Origin of the sequence: Arenimonas composti TR7-09 = DSM 18010, assembly GCF_000426365.1 — a bacterium.
In the GTDB taxonomy this organism is placed as follows: domain Bacteria; phylum Pseudomonadota; class Gammaproteobacteria; order Xanthomonadales; family Xanthomonadaceae; genus Arenimonas; species Arenimonas composti.
The window spans coordinates 530035-548992 of the sequence record NZ_AUFF01000002.1 but is presented as its reverse complement, the minus strand read 5'-3'; the positions used below and the strand labels follow the sequence as shown (position 1 = coordinate 548992).

Here is an 18958-nt window from a genome sequence, read left to right as displayed (position 1 = left end):
CCGCCCGGATCATCCCCGCGCTCGCGGGGAACACTCGCGGGTCTGGCCGAATGGCGAGGCTCCAGCCGGATCATCCCCGCGCTCGCGGGGAACACTCAACCGGGCGCAGGCCTACATCCACGATCGGCGGATCATCCCCGCGCTCGCGGGGAACACGATCCCGGACGACGACGCGCTCCAGGCGGACGCGGATCATCCCCGCGCTCGCGGGGAACACAGTACGAAATACCCGGTTGGCGTGGGGCCGATCGGATCATCCCCGCGCTCGCGGGGAACACCGCCAGAACGAAGGCGAGGTGGCGAACTTCGTCGGATCATCCCCGCGCTCGCGGGGAACACGGGTCGAAGCCGATCACCAGCGGCCCGACCGGCGGATCATCCCCGCGCTCGCGGGGAACACTCGCCGATGGTCTGGGTGACGAAGGTGTGCACCGGATCATCCCCGCGCTCGCGGGGAACACCCGACGCGCTGGAACTCCAGCGTCGGGTCGAGCGGATCATCCCCGCGCTCGCGGGGAACACGCCTTCTTCGCTGCCTTTTCGGCCTCCTCTTTCGGATCATCCCCGCGCTCGCGGGGAACACAATCGTCCGAACGCGCGGTTCCACGCCGCGGCCGGATCATCCCCGCGCTCGCGGGGAACACGGTCGTCACGCCATCCCGTCCGTGTCGTCGTCCGGATCATCCCCGCGCTCGCGGGGAACACGTCGCGGATGTCGCGCAGCATGTCCATCGCGAGCGGATCATCCCCGCGCTCGCGGGGAACACACTTCACGCAAACCATTGTTCCAACGCGTAAAACCGCGCACCGGAAATTCTACCGAATCACAGGTTGTCAAAGAGCGCCGTCGTCGGGCGGCTGGAATGCGACCAGGCGGAGCCCATCGAAGTCGACCGGGACGCGCCGGTTGCGACCTACGGTCTGGAACTCGTAACCGGATTCGTGGGTACTCGCCCAGGCCATGACGGCATTGCCTTCCTCGCAGCCTTCAGACACCTGCTGCCAGATCATTTCGCGCGTGCGCCTCGAGACGTCACCGATGTAGACCCCGGCGCGGATCTCGAGCAGCCAAAGCGCCAGCCGGCCACGCAGGCGGGGTGGAACGTTCTCGGTGACGACGACCAGGAACGTCATCCCTGCACCCGGTGGCCGCCCTCCCCGATCGCCTCCGGATTGGGAATCGCCGGTGGCACGGATTCCGGTGGCGCTTCCGGCGGGTCGATACCTCCGGCGGAGAGCACGTCTTCGATCGCCGGGATGATCCGCCGCAGGAGCTTCTCGCTCCGGAACAAGTCACGGCAGGCCAGCCTGACTTCGCGTTCGGGCTCGCGCGGCGTCTTCGCCGCTACCCGGAACGCGACCGGAACCACCGTTTCGAACTTGAACAGGTCGGCCATGTCGTAAACGAAGGACAACGGCTTGCCGGTGTGGATGAATCCCACCGCCGGCGCATAGCCGGCAGCGAGCACCGCCGCCTCGGTGATTCCGTAGAGGCAGGCCGTGGCCGCCGACAGGCAACGATTGGGAATGTCGGCCGCATCCCATTTCGCGCGGTCGTAGTTCCGACTTCGCCAGGTAACGCCGAACTTGCGCGCCAGCAGCTTGTAAGTCTCGCGGACACGGGCACCTTCGATGCCACGCAACTGCTCGACGCTGCGCCGCGCTGGTGCCGGCTCACCGAAACGGGCCTCGTACATCCGGCGGACGACCTTGAGGCGAAGCTCGTCGTCGAGTGCGAGTCGCGCCTGGTACAGAAGCCGATCCGCCCTGGCGCCGCCCGGCTGTCCGCTCGCGTACAGGCGCACGCCAGATTCGCCGACCCAGACGAGCAAGGTCCCGACTAGCGCCGCGAGGCGAACCGCGGCGTGTGACACCCGCGTCCCGGGCTCGAGCATCAGGCAGGCGACCGAACCCACCGGGATGTGCTTGCGCACGCCCGACTTGTCGACGACAACGAAGGCTCCGTCGAGCACGTCGATCTGGCCGTACTGGATGAAGATCATCGAAATCCGATCCTTCATCGGCAGCGGTTTGATCGGCGGCAGTAACGGGGAGGTCATACCGGCGTCAGGTGTCGGTGCTGGCGGTGGGTCTGACCAGCAGCAATCCCAGGCCGAATCCGCGACCGTGTCCGAGACCTTCCACGAGAACTTTCGCGAACCGTTCGGGATCGCTCACTTTCAGGACCCCGCTGAACTCGGCGACGCCGAGGGTGACGTCGTGGACATCCTTGCGCACCCGGAGCACGTCATGGCGATCCACCGTACATTGCCCGAGTTCGAAGCCACTTCCGGCGGCGCGCCGCGCAAGCCACGACGGTAGTTCCTCATGAATGATGCGCCGGCGCGCTGCGGCGCGTTCGTCGTGGGTGACGCCGAGCTGGTGCAGGCGCGAGATCACGTAATCCTGGCGCTTGCCCCGTCCGTCTCCGGACTTTTCCGAACGCGTCGGGTTGACGCGGATATTGAAGGTGTAACTCGTCCCCTCGGCGCAGCGCGGGGAGTAGGGCTTGCTTTCGACGCGCCAACCGGGCTCGCCTGCCGCAGGACGATCCTCGCTCACGAGAAGGAACCGGAGCGTCTCGTCATCATCCAGCAGCTGCCGGAACAGGAACGGCTGCCGCGATCCCGGCGGGCGGGCGAACAAGGTCCACAAGACCTGATGCTGCTGGTACGGGTCGGAATGGAGCCTGCGCAGGCGACGCCTGTCCTCACGCGTGCTCGCCGTCATCGTCACTCGACTGAACCAGCTCATGGCTTCGACTCCCGTCCGATTCGCCACTGCGGACGTTCCTTGAACAATCGCCGTCGGGTGTCCACCGGCACGTCCCTGCGGACGACCACATGCGCAATGCCGCCGAGCTCGCCCGGCAGGACGCCCTTGCCTTCTCCCTCACCGGCATCGCCGACGTGCGTGTAGTTGCCGCCGCGACTGCGCAGCCAGCGGTCGACGCCGAAGCGGCCGAACTCGGCGAGGCGCGGTATCGCACGATCTTCGTGCAGCTGCAGGGCTTGGGCCCAGTCGTCGGCTTCGACCTGGTGCGGGTCGAGCGGCCAGGCCAGCGGGCAACTCTTGCGCCCGGCGTACAGGACGAACCGGGGCCGACGCAGGGCTGCCTCCAGCGTCGCGAGCCTGCCGCCATCCTCGCAGGCGATGCCGACCGTGGCTGCATAGGTGGTGTAGTAATAGCGATCCGAGAGGACTGCGTTGAGATCATCCTTCGCCACCGCAAGCTCGTCCCGGCGGGTTCGCCGCGGGCGCCCGCGCAGCGCGGCTTCCGGTGGCGCCTGCGCGGAGTGGAAATCACGCAGCAGGGCGGCATCCGCATTGACGCGTGCGGCGATCAGCAGTCCATCGCCGAGGCGTCGCTGCCCGTCGACATCATCGCGTTCTATGCCGCAGGCGGCCGCCAGCAGGCCGAGAACCGCGGAACGCGTCGGCAACAGCTCGGTGTCTCGGATGGTGCCGGGTGCCACCCCGCCGAAACTCGCCAGCGGCGCGGCCAGCTCGAAGAGCAGCCAGTTCATGGCACTCACTCCGCGGCGCCGAGGCCAGATGCGACGAAGTCGATCAACTGGCGGAAACGCGGCCGACTGTCCGGCTCGACGCCGATGTCCAGACCTTCGGTGTCGGCGACCGTGGCGTTGAAGTGCAGGCGTCTCCCCTCGAAGCCGTAAACCGCGTCGAATCGGCGAACGAGTTCGCCCAAGGCATCGACCGCGCGGCTTGCGACGTCGAGATCCGACGATTCGGCGACCGGTTTCAGGAAGGCCGCGCTCAACTGGCGTGGCGTCTCGTCACCCAGCTCGGCCAGGCCGAAACTGGCACGCGCGTTGCTGGCGAAGCTGCGTTGCTTGCCGCTCGGGGCCACCGAGGCGACCGCTTCGGCCAGTGCCTGCAACGTGCGCGCGGCCAACGCCGTGTCGCCGCCGAGGTTCTTGACCAGAAGGTGGCGATCTACGCAGACGTACAGGTAGAAAACGCCGGCCCCGAAGCCCAGCTCGCCCAGATGTCCCGAACCGGTCTCGTCGCCGGCGTTCAGATCATCCACGGCGGTGAAGAAGTCGTCCTCCGGGACGGCGCGGTGCACGGTGATCGCGTGCGCCACCTGGGCCGCGCCTTCGACGCTGAAGCGCGGGCGGTCGGCCGTTTCCTCCTTGCGCGTCTTGTCGGCGGTCAACATGCGTCCGAACAGCGCAAGGTCCGCGGTCGCGCTATCCCGGCGCAGCAGGTTGAGCTGGTCGGGCGTCGGCGACTTCCGGCTCTCCGCAAGCGTCTTCGCCAATGCGAGCACCGCCTGTTCCTCCTCGTGGCCCAGAAAGACAAGCGTTTCGACTTCATTGCTCGCCTTCTTCGCCTTGCCCTTCCTGCCTTTCCCTGACGAACCGCCCTCGGCGCCGTCGGCGGATTCCTCACCGTCACCTTCCTTGAGTTTGCCGAATGCCTGCGCGATCAGCTTCGACCACTCGAAGGCGAGCTTCTCGTCCAGGCCATGCCTGAGCATCTCCTCCATCGCCAACGCGCCGATCTTCTTGGTCCTGCGACCCAGATGGCCGGCGAGCGCCGTTTCGAAGACGTCGCTGGTTCGCCACGCCCGTTTCAGCGCCTGGGAGGACACGCGCAGGCGCGGGGCGTTGCCGAAGATCGCCGTCTTCGGCATTCCGAGATCGTCGCGATTGAGGTTGGACGGCCCGTAGGAAGTCAGGAAGTGCAACTGCAGGAAGCGTTCGTTCATGGTCATGGCTCCCGAGAGAGTTGGAGTTCGGATCAAGCCGACACGTCGTCGGAGGTTGCCGGCGCATCGCCGGTGGATGAGTTGAAGTAGGCGCGGGCGAAGCGCCGCCTGCCGCCTTCGTCATGCAGGTCGAGCCAGGCTTCGAGCACGGACAGCGGATGCACCTTGGCGGGCAGCAGGGCCATGGCCCGGCGCAGCAACTGCAGCCGATCGTCGCTGTCGCTGGCCCGCAGCAGGCGCTGGAACCTGAGCGCGGACAGCCGCCGCCGGGGCTCGTCCGGGCCGCCGCCCAGGGGTTCGCCCAGATGCCTCGCCAGTTCCCCCGGCGGCGGAACCTCCGCCACCGCGGGGGACGTCCGGTCGACCTTGGACTGGGCCAAGAGGATCATTCCCGCGTCGGCGACATCGTCGGGCAGTCGTCGCGGGCGCAGCTGCCGCTGCAGTTCAGCTCCGAACGAGTCCACCGCCCGATGGCCGACCGCATCGCCGCAGCGTACCGCGCGTCGCAATGCGGAACGCAGCGCGCCGTTGCTTTCGATTGCCTGGATGGCCTGCTTCATCGCAGTCCGTAGAACTTCCCGATCATTGCTCATGCTTCCGTCCTCCGCTTGCTCCCGGTGCGTCCCCGCTTCTCGTCTGCCGGCGCCAGACCGAGGACCTTGTCGAGGCCGAAGTGCACCGCCCGTGCCAGCTCCGCGTGGGCGCGAGAGGTGCGTTTCAATGCCTGCAGGGACATTTCCGCAGCATCGCCGCGCTCTGCGTGACGCCTGAACACATCCATCGCGGCCCGCACCAGACGCCCCTTCCACTGCGTGCGCATCCGGCGGTGCGCGGCGACGATCACTTCCCCGGAATCGGTGACCAGCGCCGCGCGCTCGACGAGCAGGTCATAGAAGTCGCTTTCGGTAGCCGCGTACAGCTCGCGCTCGGCCACGCTGGTACCACTCGGCTTGTCGGCTCCCCACGCCTGGCGCAGGAGCCTGGTCAGCAGGTCGCGCACCGACTTGACTGCCCCGATCCAATGTTGGGCCTCCGCGAGCACACCCGCCGCACGCTCGGAGTCTTCGATCGCCAGGTAGCGGAACCGGGTCTCGTGCCAGGCCAGACACTTCATGTTGTCGAAGGCGAACCCGAAGGCCCATACGGCATCCGGCGGCAGTTCGCGTGCCAGGGCCAGACCGAGCCGATCCGTCGACAGGACCGCTGGACGGGCACTTGCGTCATCCTCCGCCTGGGCCGTCACCCAATCGGCGTAGGTGAAACCGGTGGGGCCGAGGTGCCGGGGCAACCAAGCGCCGTTCTTGTCCCGGTAATACGGCGACAGCGGATGCCGGAAGAGTTCGCTGCGGTAGTTGGCGCCGAGATTGCGCGCCAGCATGCCGACCGCGCAGGGCCCGCGCTCTCCACTCAGCGTGCAGCAGCGTTCTTCGGAGAAGCGCAGGCGGATGCGGCGGGGCGTGGCGAAATAGCAAAGCAGGGTCAGTTCCAGGCGAGTCGGCGACCGCGGTGACAACTGGGCGTGCACGTCCTTGCCTTCTTCGCTGGTCAGGCTGTCGGCCATCCACGGGAAGATGACTTCCGGCCGCGGTTCCGGATCCTCCTCGATCACGATCGTGTTGAGCCAGAGCTTCCGCCACAGCGGCACGGCCTCCCCGCCGATGCGTGCTGGCCACAGCAGCATCGTCAGCGGGCCGCCGCCGCGCAGCGACGTGCGATGACCCTTGCCACCCGACGGCGCATTGGTCTGCAGCGTCAACAGGGCCTGCGCCGCCAGCGACAGCGACAGGCACATCCCCGGACTGCGCTTCACGAACAGGTCGGCGTTGTTCCTGGTCGTGTTTCCGCCGGGGGCATCGAGCAGGAGGGCGGAGACATCGTCCTCCTCGTCGCCCGCTTCACCGAGCGCCATGTCCTGCATGAAGCGACGGGCGCCCGTGTCGAATTCGAAACAGGGGGCCAGCTCGCGCCAGCGCGCCAAGTCAGGAAGCCGGCGACCACTCGCGACTTCGCGCCAGTCGGAGGCCGACGGGGGCACCAGCCACTGCACCATGCCGATCAGGAGCTGGACGATGGCGGCGCCGAAATCGGGCCTGATCGCCGCGATGTCGACGACCGGATCTTCCCCGACTAGATCCAGTGGGGAAATCACGCGCTCCCGGCCGCTGGCAGTGCGAACCGGAATCCACGGATCGTTGACCAGATTCACTCGACCTCCTCTCGTCGAAAGACGGATGCCATTCACTCAGGTCTTGAGGCAGGATTTACGCCCACCGACGTTCGCTGTCAACATCTCCGCTCCCTGCCCGTGCAGGGATCCTCCGACGGAGGCCGTACGGTCTGGTCGTAATCGTTCCCCGCATCCCGCGGGGATTCAGCCCGGAGAGCGGAATAACCCGCGCCTGTCGCAATAGCTGAGACGCAGACGGGAGGAGCCGGCGAACTCGCAAGTCGCGGCGCCGCCCTCCCCGGTGCTCAATGGGATGACGAGCCGGTGCCGCAGTGCCGGCCGTGCCTGCGTGAGGCTCTCGACGAGGGCGGCGATCCGCGCATCGCCGATCACTGGAGGCGACTCCGACGAAGCCAGCCAGAAGCCCGGCACCCGGATCGCGCTCAGCTCCCAGACGTCCTCATCGGGATCGCATCGCCCGCACGCCCAGGGCTCCAGGCCGGACTCCGTCACCCGCAGCAGCACCGCTTCGATGCTGTCGCCCAAACGGGTACCGATCCGCTCGTCGGCGGTCCATCGATCTCCCCCGTATCCTTTGCCGAGGTCGATCGCGTTGTTGTCGGCGTGCGCCGACTGTGCACTGGCTGTGCCCAAGGCCCGATCCTCCGCCGTCCGCAAGCATTCGGGCAGCTCCGGCCCATCTTTCGCGTAGACGGTCTCCACCAGCGTGCGGAACTGCGCAGGCAGGTCGATTCGGTTTCCGATCGCCAGCGCGGTTCGGTGAACGACGCCGTGCGCGGCGTAGACATGTGCGCCGCCGCGGGAGAACCGCGAGTACCAGGCCGAATCCGGAACGGCATCGCGATCGGGACCGAAAACGACGACCGCCGACGGTGCGCGCCCATCCGCCGCCGCGCCTGCCGGCAACCGGTTGCCGGAGTCGTCGCGCGGGTGTCGGCGCCAGCGGCCCATCCGCTGCAGCAACACGTCCGCCGGACAGAGATCGCAGACCATCTGGTCCGCATCGATGTCCAAGCTCTCCTGCAGCACCTGGGTGGCGACGACGATGCGCCCCCGGCGCATACCGGCGTCACTGTCCCGGCCGAGCCCGCGCAAGACGCCATCCTGGATCCGGCGCCGGTCCACGGCGGCGAACCGCGAATGGAACAAGGTGCAGGCGGCATCGCCGAAGCATTGCGCTAGCAGCGACCAGGCGGCGATCGCGTCGCCGACGGTATTGCGGACCCACACGACCGCATCGCCACGCTCGTGCCAGAGCGAGATGCGCGCCAGCACTTCTTCCAGCCTTGCGACATAGTCGACCGGGATCGAGCGAACGCTGTGGGCGGCCGCCGGGAACGCAAACTCGGCCACCGAGCGCTGCATCGATGGCGCCCACTGGGTCAGCAGCGGGTAGCTGGTCGACTCGACCCGGGGTCCTTCACCGGAGTCGACCGGACGCCGAACGCGCGCGGATGCCGGTCGCGAACACCTCAGTCCCCGTTCGACACCCCGCGCGTGCGTACGCAGGAACTGAACGCGCAGGTCGCAGGGCAAGGTGGCGGACAACAGGATCGTGCTGCCACCGGCCGCGGCATGCAGCTCCACCGTGGTCAGGAGCAGCTTGCGCAGGTACGGATCGAACGAATGCACTTCGTCGACCAGCAGCACCTTCCCGAACAGACCCAGCAGTCGCAGCGACTGGTGCTTGACCCGCAATGCTGACATCAGGATCTGGTCGATCGTACCGACGCCGATCTGCGCCAACAGGGCGCGCTTGTTCCCCTGTGCCAGCCATTCGGTCATGCCCAGCGTCGCGGTGTCGGCTTCGTCGCGCAACTGATCGTCGACCGCGGCCAACCGGCGCAACAACCCCAACGTCTGATCCCGTGCGCTGTGGGCGAGCACGAAACTGACGATCGAGGGATCGTGGAACCAGCCGGGGATATCGGCGAGCACCCGCTCGTAGATCTGGTCCGCCGTCGCCTGCGTGGGCAAGCCGATGAACATGCCGTCGGCGCACCCGGCATCGATCAGTCGCGCCGCGAGGATCAGCGCCGCCTCCGTCTTTCCCGACCCCGTCGCGTCCTCCAGCACGAGGATCTGCGGCTCCGGGGGCAATGCGATCTCGCTCGCGAGCACCTGCGCAGGACGCAGTGGAAAGGCGGAGAGTCGGGGGAGCAGGGTCACGACATCGAGATACGGCTTGGGAGGCACGCGGAGCACGCCCGTCTCGGTCAATGCTTTCCGCGCCCGGACCAGGGCGTGCTCCTGCCAGTAGTGATCGAGCGGGAGCTGCCGCATGTCCTCGGTCGCGTACGGAAACCAGGTCGTGTTCGAACCGATCCAATCGGCAAGCACGGCCAGCCCTGCGATCCACCAGCTCGCCAGGTTCGCACCTTCATCATGGCCGACCGGCAATCTCCCGAAGGCGAATGTCGACGCACACCAGCCGAAGAACTCGAAGGCTGCTTCCCTGCTCCGGTGGGACATCCGGTCGTTCAGTTGCGTATGCAGGGCGCCCGTCCCGGGATCGGCCGCCGGCTTTCCGTGGTGCCCGAAAGAAGCCCCGAGTATCACGGCGAGGACATCCACGTCGGCGCCCTTCAACTCGCCGGGTAGTCGTCCTTCCGAGACGAGCCAGGCGAAGAAGAGCCGTCCGATGCCGTCATGGCGAAGCCCGTCGTCCAGTCGCTGCGGCAAAGGCTCGGCGAAGCACCGTCGAACGATCTCCGGCTGCCGCGACTGGAACGCCTCCGAGAACTTGCCGATGTCGTGCACGGCCAGAGCGAACGTCAGCAACTTCAGCGCCGCATCGGCATCGATGCCGAGCCAGCACGCCAGCCGGCGCAGCAACGCTGGATTGGCCTCGAGATAGAGCCGGCCACAGGCGGCGACATCGAGACTGTGGAAGACGAGTGGATGATCGAGTAGCTGTTCCCCGCAACGCGCCGACTTTCCCCAGTAGGTCTTGAAGTCGTCCACCGAAGGCTCTCCTTCACATCTCCCGCAACCACCCCACGTCGCGACGCGAAACAATCGGCCGTCGCAGGGCGACGCACCTGCCACGCGCCAGCCCCCCCCCCCAGCCGGTGCCGGGTTCAAGAGCAGCGGCAACAGGTGCTGGCGGCGCTCAACGTGTGGGCGATTCCTGTGCCAGCGGCCGCACGTGCTCCAGCAGCGCCACCAGCGTGTGCCCCGGCTCCTCCCACGGAATCATGTGCGCGGCGTGCTCGAACCAGACCGCGCGCTTGTGCGGCGCCTGCACGCGCTCCAGCCACTCCGCGGTCGGCGCCGACGGCGTCGTGTAGTCGTGGCGGCCGAGGAACATCACCACCGGGATCGGGAAGCGCTCGACCGGCAGGAAGTCGACGGTCAGGAATTCGTCCAGCACCTCGTTCAGGGTGAATACGTTGCCGGCGAAGAAGGCCCGGCGGTCGGCGCAATCGTATTCCGGCGACAGCAGCGAGGCGCCGTAGTAGTAGTCCTGCTCGGCGTCGCGGTAGGCGTTGAGGCCGCCGTAATGCTGCGGCCACTTGCGCGCGACGATGATGCGGTCGCGGGTGATCGGCTGGTCGCCGGGATAGGGCGCGATCGATTCGAGCTCGGCGACCGCCGTCGCGTTGCCGTCGGCGCGTGCGCGCTGCAGGCCGTACTCGAAGCTCAGCCGCTCGTTGAGTCGCGTGTTGATCACCTGGCCGATGCCGACGTAGGCATGGAACAGGTCGGGCCGCGCCAGTGCCGCCTTCATCCCGACGACGGTGCCCCAGCTGTGGCCCACCAGGATCAGCTTCTCTTTGCCGAGGCGTTCGCGCACGTGTTCGGCGATGGCGATCGCGTCCTGCACGTAGCGGTCGATCGCCAGCGTGCCGGCGACGGCATCCGCGTCCGCGCTGCGATGGGTCTTGCCGGCGCCGCGCTGGTCGTAGTGCACGACGGTGAAGAATTCCTCCCAGCCGCGCTGGAACTGCCAGTGGCTCGGCATCGCCGGCGAGGCCGGGCCGCCGTGCACGAACAGGATCACCGGGTTGTCGCGGTCCTCGCCGCGGATGTCGATCCAGTGCTCGACGCCACCGATCGGCGTCGCGTAGGTCTCCTGCACGCCGTTCGGGGTGACGATGCGCTGCAGGTCGGCGATGACGGCGCGGGCGCGGGCGTCGTCGGCGCCGGTGGGGCAGTCGGCGGCGGTGGCGGTGGCGGCCAGCGTCGCGAGTAGAAGCAGGAGAACGATGTGGCGCATCGGAGACCCTCCGGTGGGGAGGGCTCCAGTCTAGTCAGTCGGGAGAGGGATCGCGGCTGAAGCCGCTCCTACAAAAAAAAGCGGGAGGGGCTCAGCCCTGGTGGCGGAGGGCTTCGATCGGGTCGAGGCGCGCGGCCTTGCGTGCCGGATAGAAGCCGAAGAACAGGCCGGTCGCGACCGAGAAGCCGGTCGCGAGCAGTACGACCTGGGCATCGAGTTTCACCGGCAGCGTCGCGAACTTCGCGGCGAGCAGCGCACCGCCGACGCCGAGGGCGATGCCGATGAAGCCGCCGCCGAGCGAGATCAGCATCGCCTCGGCGAGGAACTGCCGCTGGATCTCGCGCGGGCCGGCACCGACCGCCATGCGCAGGCCGATCTCGCGGATACGCTCGGTCACCGACACCAGCATGATGTTCATGATGCCGATGCCGCCGACGATCAGCGAAATGCCGGCGACCGCGCCGAGCAGGATCGACATCAGCCGCGTCGTCTCGGTGCGGGTGCTGACGATCTCGGCGATGTTGCGCACCGCGAAGTCGTCGTCGGCGCCGGGCTGGATGCGGTGGCGCTGGCGCAGCAGCGCGGCGATCTCATCCTCGACGTAGGCCAGGTCCTCGGCGCGGGTGACGCCGACCGAAATCTGCTGCACGGTACGCGCCTGCCGCGGCTGCGAGGCGCCGGCGGCGGCCGTGCCGGAAGCGGTGGCCGAAGCCGGCGTGGTGTTCGCGGCCGGCGCGAGGCGGCGGCGGCCGGTTTCGATCGGCACCAGGATCACGTCGTCGGCGTCCTGGCCCCAGCTGCCCTGCCCCTTCGGCGCCAGCACGCCGACCACGCGCAGCGGCACGCGGCCGAGGCGGATCGTCGCGCCGATCGGGTCGTCGCTGCCGAACAGCTCGCGGCGCACGGTTTCGCCGAGGATCACCACTTTCGCGGCGCTGCTGTAGTCGCGGGCGCTGAATTCCTCGCCGAGCCCCATCTTCCAGTCGTTGACCGGGAAGTAGTCGCTGTTGACGCCGTACCAGCTGGTGGACCAGTTGTTCTCGGCGAAGACCACCTGGCCGCCGCCACGGTTCTGGATCGCGACGTACTGCACTTCCGGGATTTCGCTGCGGATCGCGTCGGCGTCGTCATCGGTGATGGTGCCGCCGCTGCCGGCGGCGCCGCGCACCGGTGACGGGCCGCGGCTGCCGGCCGAGAACACTTCGAGCCGGTTCGAGCCCAGGCGCGAGATCATCTGGTCGAGCTCGCTCTGCGTGCCCTGGCCGACCGACACCATCACGATCACCGCGGCGATGCCGATGATCACGCCGAGCGCGGTCAGGATGCTGCGCATCCAGTTGCCGCGCAGCGACGACACCGCCGAACGCATCACGTCACCGAGCGTCATGCCGTCGCCTCCGCGTGCTGCGGCACCCAGCCATCCGGGTGCAGCTCGCCGTCGTGCATCACGACGATGCGGTCGGCGTGTTCGGCTACAGGCCGTTCGTGGGTGATGATCACGACCGTGCGGCCGCTGGCCTGCAGGCGTTCGAACAGCGCCATGATCTCCTCGCTGGTGCGCGAATCGAGGGCGCCGGTGGGTTCGTCGGCGAGGATCAGCGCCGGTTCGTTGATCAGCGCGCGGGCGATCGCCACGCGCTGCTGCTGGCCGCCGGAGAGTTCGTTCGGCTTGTGGCGGGCGCGTTCGGCGAGGCCGACCTCGGCCAGCGCGGCCAGCGCGCGCGGTTCGCGTTCGTGCACCGGCACGCCGGCATAGGCCAGCGGCATCATCACGTTCTCCAGCGCGCTCTGCCGGCTCAGCAGGTGGAAGCCCTGGAACACGAAGCCGAGCTTCTCCAGGCGCAGGCGCGCGAGACCGGTCGCGTCGAGGCCGCCGACGTCGACGCCGTCGAGCCGGTAGCTGCCGGCGGTCGGGGTATCGAGGCAGCCGAGCAGGTTCATCATCGTCGACTTGCCGGAACCCGAAGCGCCCATGATCGCCAGGAATTCGCCGCGTTCGACCCGCAGGTCGACGCCGCGCAGGGCCAGCACTTCGCCGGCGGTACCGGCGTTGTAGACCTTCGTCAGGTCGACCGCGTCGATGATCGGGACCGCGGCGCTCATGCCGACGGACGCTCCTGGCCGGTCACGACCCGGGTGCCTTCCTCGACCGCCCCGTCGACTTCGGTGACGGTGCCGTCGGAGGCGCCGAGGCGTACCGGCGCCGGCTTCAGGCGGCCGTTCTCGAGCACCCAGAGCAGGCCGCGGCGGGCGGTGGCCTGGGCGCGCAGCGCGGCATCCCAGCGCTGCTGCTGATCGGGGCTCAGGGTGGCGCGGAACGGCGCGAAGTTGCGGTTCATCGCCTCGGCCATGCGCGCGCGCATCGCCTCCTGCGAGGGACCGCCGGCGCCGGGACCGCCGGGGCCGCGCATGCCGCCCATGCCGCCCGGCGCGCTGCTTGACGGCGGCGCCTGGCGGGAAGCGGCGCGCTCGCGCAGCTGCGCCATCGCCGCGTCGAAGGCGGCCTGCTGGTCGGCGTTCAACTGCAGCTCCGCGGCGATGCGCGGCAGGTCCTGCATCATGCCGCCGCGACCGCCACCGGTGCCGCCGGCCTGCCCGGCCGCCGCGGCGACGTCTTCCGGCGGGGTGAAGCGCAGCGCGGCATTCGGCACCCGCAGCAAGTTCTCGCGCTGGCTGACGACGATCTCGGCGCTGGCCGTCATGCCCGGGAGCAGGCTGAAGTCGGGGTTGTCGACGATCACGACCACCGGGTAGCTGATGACGCCCGACGTCGCGGTCGCGGACAGCCGCACCTGCTTGACCTCGCCGTGGAACTGCCGGTCGGGGAAGGCATCGACGGTGAACGCGACCTCGAGACCCTCGCGGATCTGGCCGACGTCGGCCTCGTCGATGCTCAGGTCGATCTGCATCTGCGCCAGGTCCTCGGCGATCTGGAACAGCACCGGCGTCTGGAAGCTGGCGGCGACGGTCTGGCCGGGCTCGACCTGGCGCAGCAGCACGACGCCGTCGACCGGCGCACGGATCGTCGTGTAGTCGACGTCGAGGCGGGCGTTGCTCACGGCCGCCAGCCGCTGCTGCACCGCGGCCTGGGCGGACACCACCCGGGCGCGCGCCTGGTCACGCGCGGCCAGGGCCTGGTCGGCCTCGCTGCGGGCGATCAGCTGGCGGGCGACGAGGTCGGCCTTGCGGGTGTAATCGGCCTCGGCATTCTTCAGCGTCGCCTGCGCTTCGTTGACCGAGGCGCGGGCGCTGGCGAGGTCGGCCTCGGCCTGCTGCAAACGGGTCTGGAACGGCGCCGGATCGAGGCGGGCGATCGGCTGGCCCTTCTCGACACGATCATTGAAGTCGACCAGCACCTCGAGCACCTGGCCGCTGACCTGCGAGCCGACGTCGACGGTGGTGGTCGCGCGCAGCGTGCCGGTCGCCGAGATCACCACGCGCACGTCGCCACGCTCCACCGCCGCGGTGCGCCAGGCACCGGTGGCCGACGCGCCGCGCTGGCTCCACCACCACCATCCGCCGGCCAGCAGGGCCAGCACGACGACGACGGGAATCAGGGGGAAGCGCGTACGCGCGGATTTGGCGGCGGGCATTTGAACTCCGGAATGACGCGGGGTGCCGACCTTAACGCACGACGTGCGGAAAGGTTGACGGGAGGCCGGGGATTTTCGGCTGACGACACTGAAGACGCAGTGAGAGGCGAAGAAAGCAGAAGTAGCGGAAGCAAGGTCCCGGCCGCCCACTACGTCCTGCCGCCTGTTTCCCCTACTTCTGCTTCTCCGGGAACGCCAGGGTCGCCACCGTGCCCTCGCCCGGCGTGCTCTGCAGGCCCACCTGCCAGCCGTAGCGGCCGGAAAGCCGGCGCACGAGCGACAGGCCGAGACCGCGACCGTGGCCGCCGAGCGAATGCCAGGCGGCATCGAAGGCGTGGCTGAGTTCCTCGGCGCTCATGCCGACGCCGGTGTCGGCGATCGTCACGAGGCCGGGCTTCAGGCTCACGGTGATGCTGCCCTCGTCGGTGTGCTGAACGGCGTTGCGCAACAGGTTCGCGACGATCACCGCGAGTACCCGCGCCGGCGCGCGCAGGTGGAAGTCGGTGTCCTTGACCAGCTCCAGCGCGACCGGCTTGGCGCCGAGCATCACCCGGGCCTTCTGCACTTCCTCGTCGAGGATGTCGCCGACCGCGAAGTCGTCGTCGGGCAGTCCGGTATCGCCTTCGCGCGCGAGGATCAGGAACGCCTCGATCAGCGCCTCCATGTCGCGGCCGGCGCCCTGGATGCGGGCCAGCGCGCGGCGCGCCATCGGCGACAGCCCGGCATCGGCCGACATCATGTCGCCGGCGACGCGGATCACCGCCAGCGGCGTGCGCAGTTCGTGCGAGGCGTCGCGGGTGAAGTCGCGCTCGCGGTCGATGAAGGCGCCGATGCGGCTGGCGTAGTCGTGCAGCGAGTTCGCCAGCACGCGGCTCTCGCCCTCCACGCCCTCCGGCAGGTTGCGCGGATGCAGCACGCTGGTTTCCGGGCGCATCGGGTCCCAGCGCTGCACGACCTCGGCGAGCCAGACCAGTGGCGCCACCGCGCGACGGGTCGCGCGGTAGGCCAGCCAGGCCAGCACCCACATCGCGATCAGCATGATCGCCAGCGGCGACACGCCGAGCCACCAGGCCAGGCGGTCGACGACTTCGGGATGGAAGGCCGCGGCGATCGTGCTGCCGTCGGCACCGACGTCGACCAGCACCAGGTATTCGACGTCACTGCCGGGCGGCACGTGCGGGTGGTAGCCCGGTGGCAGCGCCTGCAGCCAGTCCGGGAAGGCCGCGCGTTCCTCGGGGCTGCGCGCGTACCAGACGTCGAGACGGGCGGTGTCGGGCAAGGCCGCGCCGGGGTCGGTGGCCAGCCGCTCGCGCAGGTAGGCCACCTCCTCGGTCAGCGCGCGGTGCACCAGCACCTCGCGCATCAGTATCGTCGCCGCGATCACGCTCAGCATCGCGACGATCGCGATCGCCGACGCCTGCCAGAGGAAGGCGGTACGGAGCTTGCTGCGCAATCCCTGGCGCGTGGTCGGCATGCGGAGAGTCTAGTCGTGGATCAGGCGGCCGGCGGCGCGTCGAGGTCGGCGATGCGATAGCCGGCCGTCTGCACGGTATGCAGCAGCGGACGCTCGAACGGACGATCGATGGCCTTGCGCAGGTTGTACAGATGGCTGCGCAGGGTATCGGAATCCGGCAGGCCGTCGCCCCAGATCTCGCGCTCGATGTCGCGGCGGGAGACCACGCGCGGCGACTCGCGCATCAGGATGCCGAGCAGGCGCAGACCGATCGGCGACAGCTGGATCTCCTGGTTCCCACGGGTCACGCGCAGGCTGGCGGTGTCGAGCACGAGGTCGGCGACCTTCAGTACTTCGGCGCTCACCTGGCGACGATCGCGGCGGATCAGGGCGCGGACGCGGGCCTCGAGCTCCTGGATCGCGAAGGGCTTGACCAGGTAGTCGTCGGCACCGGCCTCGAGGCCGACGACCTTGTCGTTGAGGGTGTCGCGGGCGGTCAGCATCAGCACCGGCGTCGACTTCTTGGCCTCCGAGCGCAGCCGGCGGCAGACCTCGAGGCCGTCCAGGCGGGGCAGCATCAGGTCGAGCACGATGACGTCGTAGCTGTTCTCGGCCGCCAGGCGGTAGCCGTCCAGGCCGTCGCTGGCGTAGTCGACGCCGAAGCCTTTCGACTCCAGGTATTCACCGACCATCTCGGAAAGGTTGCGGTTGTCTTCGACGACGAGGATCAGACCGGCGGGATCGTCACGACGCATGGGAAAGTCCTTCTGTGTCAGGGTGGAGGGGGAGGGCTTCAGGTTTGTGAACCTTCACATCGGGACGGTGATACGGGTGTGAAGCCCCTGCCCGGGGACACGTGGAAGGTCTAAGCTCGCGCGATTTTCCCCAGCCCGCGTCGCCTTCCCATGAATGCCCTGTCCGCCTACGTCGTGCCGGTCGTGCTGCTGCTCGTCGCCAACGTGTTCATGACGTTCGCGTGGTACGGGCACCTGAAGTTCAAGGGCAGCGCGCTGTGGCTGGTCGTGCTGGCCAGCTGGGGCATCGCCTTCTTCGAGTACTGCCTGCAGGTGCCCGCGAACCGGATGGGCCACGCGGTGTATTCGGCGCCGCAGCTCAAGGGCATCCAGGAGATCCTGACCCTGCTGGTGTTCGCCGGCGTCTCGGTCTGGTACCTCGGCGAGCCGCTGAAGTGGAACCACATCGCCGGCTTCGTACTGATCGTCGTCGCGGCGTTCCTGATCTTCCTCGACTGACAACGGGGGTTAACAACTGGGGTCAGATTCCTTCGTTAAGGCGGGTGACGGCCCTCGGGATCCTGCCGGACAGCGTTCGACTTAACGAAGGAATCTGACCCCAGTTGTTAACCCCCCGTTGTCAAGTCAGAACGGGATGCGCCCCGTGAGCATGTCCCTGAACATCACCCAGTCCCCGGCGAAGGAATAGAAGGGGTGTTTGAAGGTCGCCGGCCGGTTGTGCTCGAAGAAGAAATGGCCAACCCAGGCGAAGGCGTAGCCGCTGAGCAGCGCACCGAGCAGCCACCACGCGTTGAGCGTGACGATCGCCGCGGCGATGAAACCGAGCGCGACGCAGCTTCCGGTGAAGTGCAGGCGGCGGCAGATCCGGTTGGCGTGTTCGCCGAGATAGAACGGGTAGAAATCGCGGAACGAGGCGAAGGGACCGGGCATGTCGGGTTCTCCGTCGGATGCCGGAATCCTGCCTTCACAGCCCTGCCGGCGTCGAGTGCCGTCGCGACTGCCATCCCCGATGCCATCCCGGATGCCATCCCGTAGGAGCGGCTTCAGCCGCGATGCCTTTCCGGATGCGGCGCCATACGCGATCGCGGCTGAAGCCGCTCCTACAGGGGTGAGGTGATCGCGGCTGAAGCCGCTCCTACGGGGGGTGTTTTTCTTCGGCTTTGGCGCGGTCCCAGTAGCGGTCCTGCGCGACCAGGTCGAGGTCGGACAGCGCCACGCCGTCCTCGGACGCCAGCTGCTCCATGCGGCGGAAGCGGCGTTCGAACTTCGCGTTGGCGCGGCGCAGCGCCGCGCCGAAATCGACCTTCGCGTGGCGGGTGAGGTTGGCGACGACGAACAGGACGTCGCCGAGCTCGTCTTCGAGACGGTCGCGTGCAGCCGCGTCGTCCGGCGCTTCGGCGACGGCATTGAACTCGACGCGCACTTCCTCGATCTCCTCGTGCAGCTTGGCGATCACCGGCGCCGGTCCGGGCCAGTCGAAGCCGACGGTCGCGGCGCGCTTCTGCAGCTTCACCGCGCGCTGCCATTCGGGCAGGCCGCGGGCGATGCCGGCGAGGGCGCTGGGGTCGGGAGCGGAAGAAGTAGAAGAAGTGATCGCGCCTGAAGGCGCTCCTACGGGGGGGCGGGATTCGCGCTCGCGGCGCTTGATGTCTTCCCAGGCGGCGAGCTGGGCTTCGGCGTTTTCGGCGCGCGCCTCGTCACCGAAGACATGCGGATGCCGGCGCAGCATCTTGTCGACGATCGCGGCGACCACGTCGGCGAAGGCGAAATGCCCGGCCTCCTCGGCCATCCGCGCGTGGAAGACGACCTGCAGCAGCAGGTCGCCGAGTTCGTCGCGCAGGTCGTGCATGTCGTCGCGCTGGATCGCGTCGGCGACCTCGTAGGCTTCCTCGATCGTGTACGGGGCGATCGTCGAGAAATCCTGGGCGACGTCCCAGGGGCAGCCGCGCTCGGGATCGCGCAGCCGCGCCATGATCGCCAGCAGTTCGTCGACCTGTGCCATCGCCGCCGTCCCC

General features: G+C 68.5%; 17 protein-coding genes and 1 CRISPR repeat array. Of the genes, 1 reads left to right on the top strand and 16 read right to left on the bottom strand.

Annotation, left to right across the window (positions count from 1 at the left end; translation table 11 throughout):
• Positions 1-5 precede the first annotated feature (5 nt).
• Positions 6-767: a CRISPR direct-repeat array (repeat unit 29 nt; unit sequence CGGATCATCCCCGCGCTCGCGGGGAACAC).
• Positions 768-834: 67 nt separating this feature from the next.
• From cas2e to K311_RS0106710, 14 genes are all read right to left on the bottom strand, one after another.
• A complete protein-coding gene (cas2e, locus tag K311_RS0106775) occupies positions 835-1134 on the bottom strand; it encodes a type I-E CRISPR-associated endoribonuclease Cas2e (RefSeq protein ID WP_026816681.1) in 300 nt (99 codons plus the stop codon).
• On the bottom strand, positions 1131-2060 hold the full coding sequence (cas1e, locus tag K311_RS0106770; RefSeq protein ID WP_245570632.1) for a type I-E CRISPR-associated endonuclease Cas1e: 930 nt from the start codon (positions 2058-2060) through the stop codon (positions 1131-1133). The genes cas2e and cas1e overlap by 4 nt, the downstream gene beginning before the upstream one ends.
• A gap of 7 nt (positions 2061-2067) precedes the next feature.
• Positions 2068-2754 carry a type I-E CRISPR-associated protein Cas6/Cse3/CasE gene (gene cas6e, locus K311_RS0106765; RefSeq protein ID WP_026816679.1) on the bottom strand — a complete coding sequence of 229 codons (687 nt, stop codon included), beginning with the start codon at positions 2752-2754 and terminating at the stop codon, positions 2068-2070.
• Positions 2751-3527: a type I-E CRISPR-associated protein Cas5/CasD gene (gene cas5e / locus K311_RS17585; RefSeq protein WP_051239650.1), complete on the bottom strand. Its 777-nt coding sequence runs from the start codon at positions 3525-3527 to the stop codon at positions 2751-2753. The genes cas6e and cas5e overlap by 4 nt, the downstream gene beginning before the upstream one ends.
• A gap of 5 nt (positions 3528-3532) precedes the next feature.
• Positions 3533-4735, bottom strand: a complete 1203-nt coding sequence (gene cas7e / locus K311_RS0106755; RefSeq protein ID WP_026816678.1) for a type I-E CRISPR-associated protein Cas7/Cse4/CasC — start codon at positions 4733-4735, stop codon at positions 3533-3535.
• Between the two features lie 32 nt (positions 4736-4767).
• Positions 4768-5295, bottom strand: coding sequence for a type I-E CRISPR-associated protein Cse2/CasB (gene casB / locus K311_RS0106750; protein ID WP_026816677.1), 528 nt, complete (start codon positions 5293-5295; stop codon positions 4768-4770).
• Positions 5296-5324: 29 nt separating this feature from the next.
• On the bottom strand, positions 5325-6941 hold the full coding sequence (gene casA, locus K311_RS17580) for a type I-E CRISPR-associated protein Cse1/CasA (protein ID WP_051239648.1): 1617 nt from the start codon (positions 6939-6941) through the stop codon (positions 5325-5327).
• 165 nt (positions 6942-7106) lie between these two features.
• The gene (cas3, locus tag K311_RS0106740; protein ID WP_154659473.1) at positions 7107-9887 is read right to left on the bottom strand and encodes a CRISPR-associated helicase Cas3'; all 2781 of its coding nucleotides are present in this window, start codon (positions 9885-9887) and stop codon (positions 7107-7109) included.
• Positions 9888-10035: 148 nt separating this feature from the next.
• Positions 10036-11142 carry an alpha/beta fold hydrolase gene (locus K311_RS0106735; RefSeq protein WP_026816675.1) on the bottom strand — a complete coding sequence of 369 codons (1107 nt, stop codon included), beginning with the start codon at positions 11140-11142 and terminating at the stop codon, positions 10036-10038.
• Positions 11143-11233: 91 nt separating this feature from the next.
• Complete coding sequence (locus K311_RS0106730; RefSeq protein ID WP_026816674.1) at positions 11234-12529, bottom strand: ABC transporter permease; 1296 nt, start codon at positions 12527-12529, stop codon at positions 11234-11236.
• Positions 12526-13245, bottom strand: coding sequence for an ABC transporter ATP-binding protein (locus K311_RS15800; RefSeq protein ID WP_043797855.1), 720 nt, complete (start codon positions 13243-13245; stop codon positions 12526-12528). The genes K311_RS0106730 and K311_RS15800 overlap by 4 nt, the downstream gene beginning before the upstream one ends.
• Complete coding sequence (locus K311_RS15795; RefSeq protein WP_051239645.1) at positions 13242-14735, bottom strand: efflux RND transporter periplasmic adaptor subunit; 1494 nt, start codon at positions 14733-14735, stop codon at positions 13242-13244. The genes K311_RS15800 and K311_RS15795 overlap by 4 nt, the downstream gene beginning before the upstream one ends.
• 172 nt (positions 14736-14907) lie before the next feature.
• Complete coding sequence (locus K311_RS0106715) at positions 14908-16209, bottom strand: sensor histidine kinase (RefSeq protein WP_026816673.1); 1302 nt, start codon at positions 16207-16209, stop codon at positions 14908-14910.
• Between the two features lie 20 nt (positions 16210-16229).
• The gene (locus tag K311_RS0106710; RefSeq protein WP_026816672.1) at positions 16230-16943 is read right to left on the bottom strand and encodes a response regulator transcription factor; all 714 of its coding nucleotides are present in this window, start codon (positions 16941-16943) and stop codon (positions 16230-16232) included.
• 150 nt (positions 16944-17093) lie between these two features.
• Between K311_RS0106710 and K311_RS0106700 the strand changes: the two genes are divergently transcribed.
• A complete protein-coding gene (locus K311_RS0106700; RefSeq protein WP_026816671.1) occupies positions 17094-17441 on the top strand; it encodes a DMT family protein in 348 nt (115 codons plus the stop codon).
• A gap of 126 nt (positions 17442-17567) precedes the next feature.
• Here K311_RS0106700 and K311_RS0106695 read toward each other — a convergent pair whose 3' ends face one another.
• A complete protein-coding gene (locus tag K311_RS0106695; RefSeq protein WP_026816670.1) occupies positions 17568-17873 on the bottom strand; it encodes an Mpo1-like protein in 306 nt (101 codons plus the stop codon).
• A 205-nt stretch (positions 17874-18078) separates the two neighbouring features.
• Positions 18079-18945 carry a nucleoside triphosphate pyrophosphohydrolase gene (mazG, locus tag K311_RS0106690; protein WP_026816669.1) on the bottom strand — a complete coding sequence of 289 codons (867 nt, stop codon included), beginning with the start codon at positions 18943-18945 and terminating at the stop codon, positions 18079-18081.
• Between the last annotated feature and the right edge of the window lie 13 nt (positions 18946-18958).

Bases quoted from the DNA above. Each gene is read 5' to 3' on its own strand.
- cas2e (WP_026816681.1), bottom strand. From the start codon at position 1,134: ATGACGTTCCTGGTCGTCGTCACCGAGAACGTTCCACCCCGCCTGCGT.
- cas1e (WP_245570632.1), bottom strand. From the start codon at position 2,060: ATGACCTCCCCGTTACTGCCGCCGATCAAACCGCTGCCGATGAAGGAT.
- cas6e (WP_026816679.1), bottom strand. From the start codon at position 2,754: ATGAGCTGGTTCAGTCGAGTGACGATGACGGCGAGCACGCGTGAGGAC.
- cas5e (WP_051239650.1), bottom strand. From the start codon at position 3,527: ATGAACTGGCTGCTCTTCGAGCTGGCCGCGCCGCTGGCGAGTTTCGGC.
- cas7e (WP_026816678.1), bottom strand. From the start codon at position 4,735: ATGAACGAACGCTTCCTGCAGTTGCACTTCCTGACTTCCTACGGGCCG.
- casB (WP_026816677.1), bottom strand. From the start codon at position 5,295: ATGAAGCAGGCCATCCAGGCAATCGAAAGCAACGGCGCGCTGCGTTCC.
- K311_RS0106735 (WP_026816675.1), bottom strand. From the start codon at position 11,142: ATGCGCCACATCGTTCTCCTGCTTCTACTCGCGACGCTGGCCGCCACC.
- K311_RS0106730 (WP_026816674.1), bottom strand. From the start codon at position 12,529: ATGACGCTCGGTGACGTGATGCGTTCGGCGGTGTCGTCGCTGCGCGGC.
- K311_RS15800 (WP_043797855.1), bottom strand. From the start codon at position 13,245: ATGAGCGCCGCGGTCCCGATCATCGACGCGGTCGACCTGACGAAGGTC.
- K311_RS15795 (WP_051239645.1), bottom strand. From the start codon at position 14,735: ATGCCCGCCGCCAAATCCGCGCGTACGCGCTTCCCCCTGATTCCCGTC.
- K311_RS0106715 (WP_026816673.1), bottom strand. From the start codon at position 16,209: ATGCCGACCACGCGCCAGGGATTGCGCAGCAAGCTCCGTACCGCCTTC.
- K311_RS0106710 (WP_026816672.1), bottom strand. From the start codon at position 16,943: ATGCGTCGTGACGATCCCGCCGGTCTGATCCTCGTCGTCGAAGACAAC.
- K311_RS0106700 (WP_026816671.1), top strand. From the start codon at position 17,094: ATGAATGCCCTGTCCGCCTACGTCGTGCCGGTCGTGCTGCTGCTCGTC.
- K311_RS0106695 (WP_026816670.1), bottom strand. From the start codon at position 17,873: ATGCCCGGTCCCTTCGCCTCGTTCCGCGATTTCTACCCGTTCTATCTC.
- mazG (WP_026816669.1), bottom strand. From the start codon at position 18,945: ATGGCACAGGTCGACGAACTGCTGGCGATCATGGCGCGGCTGCGCGAT.